At 61.2% G+C, this 12,650-nt stretch carries 16 protein-coding genes; 9 read left to right on the top strand and 7 right to left on the bottom strand.

What is annotated here, in order from left to right; genetic code table 11:
• Positions 1–105 precede the first annotated feature (105 nt).
• Positions 106–600 carry a hypothetical protein gene (locus tag AB4Z13_RS08450; RefSeq protein WP_439016773.1) on the top strand — a complete coding sequence of 165 codons (495 nt, stop codon included), beginning with the start codon at positions 106–108 and terminating at the stop codon, positions 598–600.
• Here AB4Z13_RS08450 and AB4Z13_RS08455 read toward each other — a convergent pair.
• The 5 genes from AB4Z13_RS08455 to tsaD are packed head-to-tail and all read right to left on the bottom strand — an operon-like array spanning position 597 to position 4,068.
• The gene (locus tag AB4Z13_RS08455) at positions 597–1,244 is read right to left on the bottom strand and encodes a class I SAM-dependent methyltransferase (protein WP_439016774.1); all 648 of its coding nucleotides are present in this window, start codon (positions 1,242–1,244) and stop codon (positions 597–599) included. The genes AB4Z13_RS08450 and AB4Z13_RS08455 overlap by 4 nt on opposite strands.
• Positions 1,245–1,250: 6 nt before the next feature.
• A complete protein-coding gene (locus AB4Z13_RS08460; RefSeq protein ID WP_113319736.1) occupies positions 1,251–1,682 on the bottom strand; it encodes an EVE domain-containing protein in 432 nt (143 codons plus the stop codon).
• Positions 1,683–1,687: 5 nt separating this feature from the next.
• Complete coding sequence (locus AB4Z13_RS08465; RefSeq protein ID WP_007814473.1) at positions 1,688–1,981, bottom strand: YciI-like protein; 294 nt, start codon at positions 1,979–1,981, stop codon at positions 1,688–1,690.
• A gap of 9 nt (positions 1,982–1,990) precedes the next feature.
• A complete protein-coding gene (locus AB4Z13_RS08470; RefSeq protein WP_439016775.1) occupies positions 1,991–2,974 on the bottom strand; it encodes an NAD(P)H-dependent glycerol-3-phosphate dehydrogenase in 984 nt (327 codons plus the stop codon).
• On the bottom strand, positions 2,971–4,068 hold the full coding sequence (gene tsaD / locus AB4Z13_RS08475; RefSeq protein ID WP_310385004.1) for a tRNA (adenosine(37)-N6)-threonylcarbamoyltransferase complex transferase subunit TsaD: 1,098 nt from the start codon (positions 4,066–4,068) through the stop codon (positions 2,971–2,973). The genes AB4Z13_RS08470 and tsaD overlap by 4 nt, the downstream gene beginning before the upstream one ends.
• 72 nt (positions 4,069–4,140) lie before the next feature.
• Here tsaD and hemC point away from each other — a divergent pair, with 72 nt between their 5' ends.
• From hemC to AB4Z13_RS08505, 6 genes are read left to right on the top strand one after another with little or no spacing between them, the layout of a single operon-like run.
• Positions 4,141–5,070 carry a hydroxymethylbilane synthase gene (gene hemC / locus AB4Z13_RS08480; protein ID WP_439016776.1) on the top strand — a complete coding sequence of 310 codons (930 nt, stop codon included), beginning with the start codon at positions 4,141–4,143 and terminating at the stop codon, positions 5,068–5,070.
• A 5-nt stretch (positions 5,071–5,075) separates the two neighbouring features.
• Positions 5,076–5,792, top strand: a complete 717-nt coding sequence (locus AB4Z13_RS08485; protein ID WP_439016777.1) for a uroporphyrinogen-III synthase — start codon at positions 5,076–5,078, stop codon at positions 5,790–5,792.
• A gap of 59 nt (positions 5,793–5,851) precedes the next feature.
• The gene (locus AB4Z13_RS08490) at positions 5,852–7,126 is read left to right on the top strand and encodes a COG4223 family protein (RefSeq protein WP_439016778.1); all 1,275 of its coding nucleotides are present in this window, start codon (positions 5,852–5,854) and stop codon (positions 7,124–7,126) included.
• Between the two features lie 2 nt (positions 7,127–7,128).
• A complete protein-coding gene (locus AB4Z13_RS08495; protein WP_439016779.1) occupies positions 7,129–8,736 on the top strand; it encodes a heme biosynthesis protein HemY in 1,608 nt (535 codons plus the stop codon).
• Between the two features lie 18 nt (positions 8,737–8,754).
• Positions 8,755–9,240, top strand: a complete 486-nt coding sequence (locus AB4Z13_RS08500; protein WP_439016780.1) for a TerB family tellurite resistance protein — start codon at positions 8,755–8,757, stop codon at positions 9,238–9,240.
• Positions 9,227–9,976: a glutamine amidotransferase gene (locus tag AB4Z13_RS08505; RefSeq protein WP_439016781.1), complete on the top strand. Its 750-nt coding sequence runs from the start codon at positions 9,227–9,229 to the stop codon at positions 9,974–9,976. The genes AB4Z13_RS08500 and AB4Z13_RS08505 overlap by 14 nt, the downstream gene beginning before the upstream one ends.
• Here AB4Z13_RS08505 and AB4Z13_RS08510 read toward each other — a convergent pair.
• Entirely contained in the window at positions 9,957–11,201 is a 1,245-nt protein-coding gene (locus AB4Z13_RS08510; RefSeq protein ID WP_439016782.1) for an MFS transporter, read from the bottom strand. The genes AB4Z13_RS08505 and AB4Z13_RS08510 overlap by 20 nt on opposite strands.
• A 139-nt stretch (positions 11,202–11,340) precedes the next feature.
• On the opposite strand from AB4Z13_RS08510, the gene AB4Z13_RS08515 reads away from it, so the two are divergent.
• On the top strand, positions 11,341–11,655 hold the full coding sequence (locus AB4Z13_RS08515; protein ID WP_439016783.1) for a YggT family protein: 315 nt from the start codon (positions 11,341–11,343) through the stop codon (positions 11,653–11,655).
• On the top strand, positions 11,652–11,963 hold the full coding sequence (locus tag AB4Z13_RS08520) for a DUF167 domain-containing protein (protein WP_439016784.1): 312 nt from the start codon (positions 11,652–11,654) through the stop codon (positions 11,961–11,963). The genes AB4Z13_RS08515 and AB4Z13_RS08520 overlap by 4 nt, the downstream gene beginning before the upstream one ends.
• A 58-nt stretch (positions 11,964–12,021) precedes the next feature.
• On the opposite strand, the gene ppa is transcribed toward AB4Z13_RS08520, so the two are convergent.
• Positions 12,022–12,558, bottom strand: coding sequence for an inorganic diphosphatase (ppa, locus tag AB4Z13_RS08525; RefSeq protein WP_037101776.1), 537 nt, complete (start codon positions 12,556–12,558; stop codon positions 12,022–12,024).
• Between the last annotated feature and the right edge of the window lie 92 nt (positions 12,559–12,650).

Raw genomic sequence — 12,650 nt, forward strand, 5'->3', positions numbered from 1 at the left:
TCTCTTTCGCTCAATTTTTAAGCTGACCGCACGGCTGCGTGGACAAGCCCCGCCTTTTGGCGCAATCTGGCGTTAACGATTTGTTAGCGTTTCGGAGTTTGGTCCATGTTTCGCAGTCTGTCCAAGACCATCCTTGCTCTCCTTGCGGTGCTGACAGCGCTGCCTGCAGCAGCCGGAGAGCGCCACTTCGATCATCGCTTTCCGCGCCATGGCGGCTTTAATGACGGCGTCTTCCTCGGCAGGCGCACCCACTGGGATAGCGGCTTGCACTTCACACGCGACAACGTCATCCGCTATCACCCGCGCACCCCTTTTCTGAAGCAGTTCAACTATCCGGGGACAAGTCGCTATGGCCGCAGCAACATCGTCGTCATTACGTCCCAGCCCCAGAGCTATGACCAGAACTACGGGAGCAACGGCCTCTACGCCGGATCGTCCTATGCCTACCAGACGGATGGCGGAACCTATGTCGGCGGCGACGGGTACTATCGTCTGGCTGCGCCGGAACGTAACCTTGCCCCGAAGGCCAAGGTGATCGATGTCGGCATCGCCGATGACCCCTGCTCTTATGAGGCCAATGTCTGTGTTATCCGGCCCTAGGGCCTGAACCGCCAGACAGTCGTCTTCTTGACCTCGCTGTCTTCGAGCGCCCGGGTGACGGGCACTTCATAGACGGCGCAGAATTCCAGCCTGTCTTTCGGCAAATAGGCGCGCCCGGGATCGCCGACCAGCACGTCCTTGCCTCCGGCCGCGAGCGTCTCGAACCAAGGCACCAGCGCACCGGCGAAGGATTTGTCGTAGAAAACGTCGCCGGCGAGAACCACATCCGCATCGACATTCTGACCGATAAGATCGGCCCCGGTGAAGTCCAGCGAGACCGAATTGGCGGCCGCATTCAGCCGCACCGCCGTCTGTGACCACGGATCGATATCGGAGGCCGTCGCCTTGGCCGCACCTGCCTGGCTTGCGGCAATTCCCACCAATCCGGAACCGCTCGCGAAATCCAGTATGCGCTTTCCCTTGACCGTTTCGCGGTGATCGAGAACATAGCGCGCCAGCCCCTGCCCGCCCGCCCAGGCAAATGCCCAGAAAGGCGGCGGCAGGCCGATCGCCTCCAGCTCGTCTTCCGTCTTCAGCCAGAGCTCGTGGGCTTCGCTGGCCAGGTACAGCCGGATTTCCGGCACATGCGGCGGCGCAAGCAGGCTGGTATTGGCGCGGATGAAGGTTTCCGGGTCGGTTTTCAAAGCTGCTCAGCGCGGCGGGTTGTCAAAACCGCCCATGCGGCAGACCTCGGCCCATTCGTCATCCGTCACCGGCTGCACGGAAAGCCGCATCGAGGTGACCAGCGACATCTTGGACAGCTTTTCGTTTGCCTTGATATCCTTCAGCGTCACCGGCTTCGGCACATCCACGACGGCACGGATATCGACACAATCCCAGCGATCGTCGCCCTTCGCCGTCGAATCCGGATGCGAAAGCGCGCAGACCTCGACGATACCGACGATCTCCAGCCCGTCATTGGAATGATAGAAGAACCCCTTGTCGCCGATCTGCATGGCCCGCATATTGTTGCGCGCAAGGTAGTTGCGCACACCGGTCCATTCGGTACCCTTCTCGCCAGCCGCCTTCTGCTTTTCCCAGGACCAGGCTGCGGGCTCGGATTTATAAAGCCAGTGCGCCATCCCGCTTAAGCCTCCGGCTTGTTGAAGACCCAGTTAAAGGGCTTCACCTCGACGCTTTCGAACAGGCCGGCGAGTGCATAGGGATCGGCAGCGCCGAGTGCCTTGGCATCATCAGCTGTTTCGGCATGGACCATCACGAGGCTGCCGTTCGGCTTGCCTTCGGCATCGAGGAACGGGCCGGCCATGGCAAGCTTGCCTTCGGCATTCAGCTTGTTGAGATAATCGAGATGGGTCGAGCGCGTTTCCATGCGCACGTTGAGATGGCCGGGCTTGTCCTTGCAGAGAAGGGCGAAAAGCATGTCTGTCTCCTATTCGGTCGTAATCGGACGTGTCATCAATTGTTCGATGGCTTCGGATATGCCGAGCTTACCTTCAATGATCGCTGAAACCGCATCGGTGATCGGCATCTCGACGCCGAGCTCTTCGGCAAGCCGCGAGGCAACCGCTGCAGCAAAAGCCCCTTCCACCAACTCGCCGCGCGAAGGGTCGACCTTTTCGCCGCGCCCGAGTGCAATGCCGAAACGCAGGTTGCGCGACTGATGGCTGGTTGCCGTCAGCACCAGATCACCGAGGCCGGAAAGCCCCCGCGCCGTATCGGCATTGCCGCCCTTGGCGACGATGAAGCGCGACATCTCGGCAAGCCCGCGGGCAATCAACGCCGCACGCGCCGAATCGCCGATACCGCGGCCTTCGACGATACCGCAGGCAATCGCCAGTACATTCTTCAATGCTCCGCCAAGCTGCACGCCGATGCGGTCTGCCGAGGCATAGAGCCGGAAGGTGCGGCCGGAAATCGCCTGCGCCAGCCGCTCGGCAACCTGCATGTCAGCCGCAGCGATCGCCATGGCTGTCGGCAGCCCCTTGGCGATATCAGCGGCAAAGCCTGGACCCGAGAGCACGCCAACCGGATGATCGGGCAATTCCCGCTCCAGCATGTCGGTCAGAAGCGCACCGGTCGGCCGTTCGATCCCCTTCGCGCAGGTGACCACAATAGCGTCCTTAGCCAGGTAAGGACCATACTGCCGCGCGGCATCCGCCTGCGCCTGTGACGGCATGGCAAAGAGCACGATGCCCGCATCGCCGATTGCATCCGCCTCAGCAGAGAACTCCAGTATTTCCGGCAGTGGGATGCCAGGCAGAACAGCATCATGCAGCCGCTCCGCCTTGAGGTCTTCGATCAGCGACGGATCGCGGCCAACAAGGATCGCCGAATTTCGCCCGGTCAGGGCGACCACGGCCGCAAGCGCCGTTCCGAAAGCACCCGATCCGACGACGGCGATGCGCTCGCTCATGCCTTGGCTCCCCGCTTTCCGGATCCGAGCATGGTCACGGCTCTGGAGTCGAGCGGCCAACGCGAACGCGGCTGCACATCGAGATCGTCAGGCGCAACACCCTTCGCCATGCGCTCCAGCCCGGCCCAGGCGATCATCACAGCATTGTCGGTGCAGAGGCGGAGCGGCGGCGCAATGAAGCGGAAGCCATTCTTGTCGCAGAGCGCCTGAAGGGTGCTGCGGATTTCCAGATTGGCTGCGACACCACCAGCCACCACCAGCGCAGGCTTTTCCGGGAGGTTTGGAAATTCCGTCTTGAACCGCTGCAGGCCGCGGCCGATGCGATCCTTCATCGTACGGGAAATCGCCTTCTGGAACGAGGCGCAGATATCGGCGACATCCTGATCCGTCAGCGGCGCAATCTCGGTCGCCGCCTGCCGCACAGCCGTCTTCAGGCCCGAGAACGAAAAATCGAGCCGTGCCTCGCCGACGAGCGGCCGCGGAAAATTGAAACGATCGGCATTGCCACCCTGCGCCATCTGCTCCACTGCCGGCCCGCCGGGATAGGGAAGGCCGAGCAGTTTCGCCGTCTTGTCGAAGGCTTCACCCAGTGCATCGTCGATCGTCGTGCCCCAGCGCTCGTACTCGCCGATGCCGCGCACGAGGATGAGCTGGGTATGGCCACCGGAAACCAGCAGCATGAGATAGGGAAAAGAAAGACCGTCTGTCAGCCGCGCCGTCAGCGCATGGCCTTCGAGATGGTTGACTGCATAAAGCGGCTTGCCGGCTGCCTTGGCGATCGCCTTGCCGGTCATCAGCCCGACAAGCAGCCCCCCGATCAGGCCAGGCCCTGAAGTCGCGGCGATCGCATCGACATCCGAGAGCGACACGTTGGCGCGCTTCAGGGCCTCGTCGATCAACTCGTCCAGCGCTTCGACATGGGCGCGCGCGGCGATCTCCGGCACCACGCCGCCATAGGCACTATGCTCGTCCAGCTGGGAAAGAACGACGTCCGACAGCACGTTGGAGCGGCCTTCCGCATCGCGCTCGACGACCGCAGCGGCGGTCTCGTCGCAGCTTGTCTCGATGCCGAGGATGCGCAGAAAGGGAGCCATGAAACCTGTTCGTTGATTGCGATAGGGTTTAAACCTGTTTACGAGAACTCCGGTAACAACGGATCAAAGCGGATGCAAACAAAACCTTTCCGGATCGGCACACGCGGCAGCCCGCTGGCGCTCGCGCAGGCACACGAAGCCCGCGACCGGCTGATGGCAGCCCACAATCTGCCGCAGGAGATGTTCGAGATCGTCGTGCTGACCACCAAGGGCGATAGCATCACCGACCGCTCGCTGGCCGAGATCGGCGGCAAGGGACTTTTCACGGCAGAACTCGAGCAAAAGCTTGTGTCCGGTGACCTCGATTTCGCCGTGCATTCGAGCAAGGACATGGCAACGAACCTGCCGGAAGGCCTCTACCTTTCGGCCTATCTACCGCGCGAAGATATTCGCGATGCCGTGATCGGCCGCACCGCGCCGAAACTGATCGATCTGCCGCATGGCGCGACCGTCGGTTCGTCCTCGCTTCGCCGCCAGGCCCTGATCCACCGCATGCGGCCGGACATCAACGTCATCACTTTCCGCGGCCTCGTGGACACTCGCCTGCGTAAGCTGCAGGAAGGCGAGGTCGATGCGACGCTTCTGGCGCTTGCCGGCCTCAAGCGCCTCGGCAAGGTCGAGGTGATCACCGATATCCTCGACCCCGACAGCTTCCCACCGGCACCTGCCCAGGGCGCGATCTGCATCGAAAGCCGCATCGGCGACACAAGGATCGACGAGCTGCTGGCGCCGATCAACGATGCGCCGACCTTCGACACAGTCTCCTGCGAGCGCGCCTTCCTTGCCGCCCTCGATGGCTCCTGTCGCACGCCGATCGGCGGTTACGCCGTCTGCGAGGGTGATCAGATCCGCTTCTCGGGCCTCATCCTCACTCCTGACGGCCGCCACCAGCATGCGATCACCATCGACGGCAACCGCCGCGACGCCGCTGCACTTGGCACTCGCGCCGGACAGGACGTGCGCGCAAGGGCCGGTAGCAGCTTCTTCGAGGACTGGAGCTAGCCTGCATGCGCGTGCTCGTCACCCGTCCAGCGCATTCGGGCGAGCGCACCGCTCAACGTTTGCGCGAGCTGGGTCACGAGCCACTATTGCTGCCGCTCACCCGTCCCGTCCACGACATGGCGGCCGCTCGGCAGGCTCTGGAAACAACCATCGGGGCGATAGCCATAACGAGCGCCGAAACGGTGCGCACCTTGCAGTCTCTGGGGGAGGCGCTGGCACCTCACTTTTCGCGCCGTCTCTTTGCCGTTGGCGAAACGACGGCCGACGAGGCCCGCAAGTTGGGGTTTCATTCTGTCACAGCATCGTCGGGCAGCGGCCGCGAGCTGGCCGAGCTGATCGCGGCAAACAAGGTCGATAGGCTTCTCTATCTCGCCGGCAGTCCGCGCGCCGAGACCTTCGAGACGCGTCTGAGGGAGCTCGGGCGGTATTTCTCGGTGGCCGAGTGTTACCGGATGGAGCCTGTCGCGCCCAGCCCCGAGACCGTCGCAGCTCTCCTGGCGAACAACCCTCCTGATGCTGTTCTTTTCTATTCCCGCCACACGGCCGGAAATTTCTTTCATATCCCGCAGGTAGAGTCCCTTTTGCTGCAGCTGCCGAAAATCCGTCTCATTTGTCTCAGCAACACTGTAGCAGAAGCTGTTCCATCCGTTTTGAGGACAGTCCTGGAGATTTCGCCGATGCCGGATGAAAAAAGCCTTTTGTCGCTGCTTAGAAGGCCTTAGCCGCCCAAATTTGATCTAACCTCTTCCCTTAATTGCCATCCCTGTCTAGTTTCGTTGCAATGCAGGATAATGAGGACCTCATGGTATCGGGAAATCCGCCACGCCACTCGAAGAGCTCCGACAAGCCGGTCACGATTGACCTGGACGCGCAGGACTTCGCCTCGGCGGCTGATTCTGAAAAGCCTGCCGAAGAAGCCGCACAAGCAGCCGATAACGCACCTGTCGCCGAAGCCGTAGCCGCTGCGGAAGCCGGCGGTGAACCGCTGTCGGAACACGAGAGCGACCGCGCTGCCGGCGCGCAAGAAGAGCCCCTCCCGAAGGAGCCCCTGCCATCGGAACCGGTACAGCCGCCTCCGCCACAGAAGGGCGTGGTCACGTCGGGCCTGATTGCCGCCGGCATTTTCGGCGGCCTTGTCGCCTTGCTTGGCGCCGGCGCGATTCAATATGCCGGTTATCTGCCGGGCTCCTCCACCCAGCAGACGAACTCTGCCGAAGTGGCCGACCTCTCCGGCGAGATCGAAGGCCTCAAGCAATCGGTCGCAAGCCTTGCCGCCAATCCGGCGCCAGCCGTCGATAACAGTGCCCTCGAAAAGCGTATCGCAGCTCTCGAAACGGCCCCTCAGACACCGGCGCCCAGCATATCGACCGACTCGGCCGATGTCGAAGCACTCAACCAGAAGATTGCAGATCTGACAGCTCAGATTGATCAGTTGAAGACGAGCCTTGCGCAGACCACCGAACAGCAGGCCTCAAACGGTGCCGACATTACGAGCCGCCTTGCCGAAGCCGAAAAGAAGCTGAACGAACCGCGCGAGGATGTCGCCGTTGCCCGCGCCATAGCAGCCGCAGCTCTCAAGGCCGCGATCGACCGTGGCGGCCCCTTCATCGCCGAACTCGATACATTTGCCGGCGTAGCACCCGATGATCCCGCTGCAACTGATCTGCGCGGCTTTGCCGAGACCGGTGTGCCATCACGCGCCGAGCTGATCCGTCAGGTTCCCGATGTCGCCAACGCCATCGTCGAATCCGTCAACCAGCCCGATCCGAACCAGAGCTGGTCGGACCGGCTTATGTCGAGCGCCAAATCTCTGGTCTCGGTCCGCCCCGTCGGCAATGTCGAAGGCGAAAGCGTTGAAGCGATCGCCGCGCGCATGGAGGACAAGGTGAAGAACGGCGACCTGCCCGGTGCAGCCACCGAATGGAACAGCCTGCCTGCGACCGCAAAACAGGCTTCCGCCGCCTTCAAGCAATCACTCGAAGCTCGTATCCGCGTCGAGGATCTCGTTGGCGGTGCTCTCTCCAAGGCCATTTCCGGCACCGGCAAGGAAGGATGAGCATGGTCCGCCTGGTTGTCTTCGCGCTCCTCGTCCTCGTTCTCGCCTATGGTTTCTCCTGGCTTGCCGATCGCCCCGGCGATCTATCGCTGATCTGGGAAGGCCAGATCTACCAGACCAGACTGATCGTCGCGGCAAGCGCCATCATTGCGCTGATCGCTGCCGTCATGGTGGCCTGGTGGTTCGTCCGCCTGATCTGGACCTCTCCGCATTCGGTGACGCGCTTTTTCCGCGCTCGCAAACGCGATCGCGGCTACCAGGCCCTGTCGACCGGCCTCATTGCCGCCGGCGCAGGCAACGCCCTGCTCGCGCGCAAGATGGCCGCCCGCTCGCGCGGCCTCATCCGCGCCGACCAAGAGCCGCTGATCAATCTTCTCGAAGCACAGGCCGCTCTCATCGAAGGCCGCTATGATGAAGCCCGTTCCAAATTCGAGGCCATGGCCAACGATCCTGAAACGCGCGAACTTGGCCTGCGTGGTCTTTATCTGGAGGCCAAACGCCTCGGTGCCAACGAAGCTGCCCGCCAGTACGCCGAAAAGGCCGCAGATAACGCGCCTTACCTGCCATGGGCCGCGCAGGCGACGCTCGAATATCGCAGTCAGTCCGGTCGCTGGGACGACGCCATCCGTCTGCTGGAACAGCAGAAGGCCGCCAAGGTTGTCGAAAAAGCCGAAGCAAACCGCCTGCATGCTGTGCTGCTGACTGCCCGTGCCGATGACAAGCTGGAAAGCAATCCCGCCGGCGCCCGCGATGATGCCCTACAGGCACTGAAGCTGTCGGCGGATTTTGTACCTGCCGCCCTGATTGCCGCAAAGGCGCTTTTCCGCGAAGGCGGTATCCGCAAGGCTGCCACCATTCTCGAACAGACCTGGAAGGCTGGACCGCATCCCGAGATTGGCCGCGTCTATGTCCGCGCCCGCAGCGGGGATTCAACGCTCGACCGCCTGAAGCGCGCCGAGCGGCTGGAAGGCATGCGGCCGAACAATGTCGAATCTCTCCTCGTCGTCGCACAGGCGGCGCTCGATGCACGGGAATTCTCCAAGGCCCGCGCCAAGGCGGAAGCTGCCGCCCGTATCGAGCCCCGCGAGGCGGCCTTCTTGTTGCTTGCGGATATCGAGGAAGCGGAAACCGGCGATCAGGGTCGCGTGCGCCATTGGCTGGCACAGGCACTGAAGGCGCCGCGTGATCCGGCCTGGGTTGCCGATGGTTTCGTTTCCGACAAATGGCTGCCGGTCTCGCCGGTGACCGGCCGTCTCGACGCCTTCGAATGGAAGGCACCTTTCGGCCAGCTCGAAGGACCGGTCGAGGAAGGTTCGACCGCCTCTATCGAAACGGCGCTGAAGACACTACCGCCGCTGCGCGAAACCCGGCCGGAAAGCGTGGTCAACGACCACCGCATCATCGAGCTGGAACGGGCAGCGACGATTGCCGAAGCCGTGCGCCCGGCAACTTCGGCACCCACACCGGCAAAAACTGCCGAACCGTCCGCCTCCCGGCCGGTTCCTGCTACGTCTGAACCTAAACCCTTCTTTGGCGGCCTGCCGGATGATCCGGGCGTCCGCGACCCCAAGGTGGAACCGGAACCCAAGACACGGCTCCGCCTTTTCTAAAATGGAACAAAAAACCGCATGTTCGAACGCTTTCAGGCATTCTTCCAGAATCTGACCGCCGACCGCCCTAAGGCAGGCTTCGCCCCCGATGACCCACGCATCGCAGTTGCTGCACTCTGTATGCAGGTCATGGAGGCCGACGGCCAGATCAAGGACAGCGAAAAGAAGCGGCTGCGCAAACTCCTGAAGGAGCAATATGCGCTCGACGGCAAACAGCTTGATGCGCTGATGGCCGCGGGGCTGGAAGCCGAAAGCTCGGCGGTTGATTATTTCCGCTTCACCTCCGATCTTAAGAGACATCTCAATACCGAGCAGCGTCTGGAGCTGATCGGTATTCTCTGGGATATCGTCTATGCCGATGGCGAGCGAAGCGAAATGGAAGACCATGTGATCTGGCGGATTGCCGATCTCCTGGGTGTGTCTTCCCGTGAGCGCATTCAGAAGCGGCAGGAGGCGGCCGCCAGGGTCACGGACGCACAGGTGGTGCAGGATGACACTGACTGACAGAAGCATGAGACGCGACAGGCGCCCCATTCTCATCATTCTTCATCAGGAGCGTTCCAGCCCCGGTCGTGTCGGCCAGCTTCTCGTCGAGAAAGGTTATGATCTCGATATCCGTCGCCCCGTCCTTGGCGACCCTTTGCCTTGCACCCTTGAAAACCATGCCGGTGCAGTGATTTTCGGCGGCCCGATGAGCGCCAATGACCCAGACGAATTCGTCAAGGCGGAGATCGACTGGCTAGATGTCCCCCTCAGGGAAAATCGCCCCTATCTCGGCATCTGCCTCGGTGCACAGATGCTGGCTCGCAATCTCGGCAGCAAGGTCGCCGCCAATAGTGACGGGTCGACAGAGATCGGCTGGTATCCGCTGCATACGACCGAGAGAGGCCGGCGGCTGATGCGTTGGCCGAAAATGGTCTATCACTTCCACCGGGAAGGTTTCGAACTGCCGCATGGCGCCGAGTTGCTGGCATCCGGCGACGCCTATCCCAACCAGGCCTTCCGCTACAACGACAATGCCTGGGGCCTGCAATTCCATGCGGAGCTGACACGGGTGATGATGCATCGCTGGGTCGTGCACGGCGCGCACCGCTTCATCCTGCCGAACGCGCAGCAGGGACGCGAGCATCTGGAAGGCCGCATGCTGTTCGATGCGCCGCTTAAAGCGTGGCTCGGCGACTTCCTGGATATCGTCTTCGAGGGCAAAACGGCAGCAGCTGCTACACCGCTTCTCGTATAGGCGCGTCGAGCGTATCGATCTTCCTGAGTTTCGGAAAACCGCTTGCCCAGATGGCGGCTACGGCGAGCGTACCGATGCCACCGATAATGACGGCCGGGACGGCGCCGAAAACCGCTGCCATAGTACCCGCACGGAATTCCCCGAGCTCGTTGGATGCGCCGACAAACACCGTATTGACCGCGTTGACACGGCCGCGCAGATGATCAGGCGTCCAGAGCGCGATCAGGCTTTCACGGACATAGACCGAGATCATGTCCGCAGCGCCCATGATGGCAAGCGCAGCGATGGACACCTCGGTATTGGTCGAGAGGCCGAACACGATCGTACCGAGGCCGAAGATCGCCACGCCGATGAACATGTATATGCCGGCCTTATGCTTCAGCGGATAGGCGGCAAGGAAGATCGCCATGATGATGGCGCCCACGCCCGGCGCCGAGCGAAGCAGGCCGAGACCCCACGGCCCGAGCGTCAGGATATCGCGCGCAAAGATCGGCATCAGCGCGGTAGCGCCGCCAAGCAGAACGGCGAATAGATCGAGCGAGATGGCGCCAAGCACCACCTTTTCTTCCCGGATATAGCGGAAGCCGCCGAGGATCATGTCCCAGTTCCTGGCCTCGCCCATCGTCTTCTGCGGCGGCTTGGGGATCATGTAGAGCAGGATCGCACCGAGCGCAGAAAAGATGACGGCGACCGTATAGGCCGTCGAAGCGCTGACGCCGTAAAGCAGACCGCCGAGCACAGGGCCGGTGATGGCCGCCAGCTGCCAGGAGGACGAATTCCATGCGATCGCATTGGAGAGATCCTTCTCCGGCACGAGGTTCGGCGCAAGCGACTGCACGGCCGGCGTCATGAACGCCCGCTCGATGCCGAAGACCAAAAGCACGATGAAGACCGGGATCGGTGAAAAGCTGCCGGTGATCGTCATTCCGAGCAGCGCGAGCGTGCAGATCGCGCTGACGAGCGAGCAGATCGAGGCGATGGCGCGGCGATTATGCCGATCCGCCACCGAGCCGGTGACGAGGATGAGCACAAGAGACGGCAGGAACTGCACAAGCCCGATCAGACCGAGATAGATGGCGCTCCCGGTCTGGTCGTACATTTGCCAGCCAACCGCGACGCTGACGATCTGCTGTGAGAAGGAAAGCAGGAACCGCGCGAAGAAGAAGCGTGTATAGGACGGATGCCGGAACGCGGCAAAACGGTCTCCGGTGGGCGAAAGCGACATGAAGCTTTTCCGAGAAAGCGGGTGCGGAATTGCCTGCGGAGCGACCCGTTAAACATGATTTGCCGTGCGTCTCCACACGGCCCTTGCTCGTTTAATCGCCAATGTCTACATATCTGTCAACAACGAACTGGAGACGGTAATGGCGGGAATTCTTGAAGCCATATTTCTAATCATCAATGTGGCTTTGAACCTCTATTGGTACGTGATCATTGCCAGCGCCATTTTCTCGTGGCTGTACGCATTCAACGTCATCAATTCGAACAACCAGTTTGTGAACCAGTTGGGTATGTTCTTCTATAACGCGACTGAACCTGCATTGCGGCCCATACGCCGCTTTCTGCCCAATCTGGGTGGCATCGACATCTCTCCGATTATCCTGCTGCTGATCATCCTATTCATACAGGCCATACTCAACAATCCGATCAGGCCCTTCCTGTTCTCGCTGGTCGCTTGAACCCCCCCTGGAGGCTTTCCGGTGATCACATCCGTCTTGCTGTACGGCTGACGCCGAATGGCGGGCGGGATGCCGTCGACGGCATCGAACCAGATGGCGAAGGCGGCATGCTCTTGAAGGCGCGCGTCACCGCCGTACCGGAAAAGGGAAAAGCCAACAAGGCAATGATAGCGCTCGTCGCCAAGTCTTTGGGTATTCCTAAGTCCTCGGTCAGCCTTGCTTCCGGCGATACGTCGCGCAAAAAAATCCTCCGGATCGATGGCGACCCGGAGGATGTGATGAAAAAGCTCGAAGGGCTGTTCGGCTAAAGCAATTCCAGCAAAACTGTGCAGCGGTTTTGCGTCCGAAATTGCGTAAAAGCTAGGCTCAGGCCTTTTCCTTCTTGGCGCGTTCGATCGCTTCGAGGATGAGCTCACCGGCTTCCTTGTAATCACCCCAGCCGAAGATCTTTACCCACTTGCCGGGTTCCAGATCCTTGTAGTGCTCGAAGAAGTGTTCGATCTGCTTCAGCGTGATTTCCGGAAGGTCGGTGTAATCCTTGACCTTGTCATAGCGCTGCGTCAGCTTCGGCGACGGAACGGCAATGATCTTCTCATCCTTGCCCGAATTGTCTTCCATCTTCAGAACGCCGATCGGGCGGACGTTGATGACGCAGCCCGGAACCAGCGGACGGGTGCTGGCGATCAGCACGTCGATCGGGTCGCCGTCTTCGGAAAGCGTGTGCGGCACGAAGCCGTAGTTACCCGGATAGGTCATCGGGGTATAGAGGAAGCGATCGACAACCAGCGTACCGGCTTCCTTGTCCATTTCATACTTGATCGGATGACCGCCGACGGGAACTTCGACGATAACGTTGACGTCTTCAGGTGGATTCTTACCGATTGAAACGGCATCGATGCGCATAGGAAACTCCCGCAAGATTGAATTGCTTCGAAGCCAGTTAATCGGTTTCATCTCGCAACGCAACATGCCTCGCAAGCAATGCTTAATATGCG

It is taken from the genome of Rhizobium sp. YAF28 (assembly GCF_052113285.1).
In the GTDB taxonomy this organism is placed as follows: domain Bacteria; phylum Pseudomonadota; class Alphaproteobacteria; order Rhizobiales; family Rhizobiaceae; genus Rhizobium.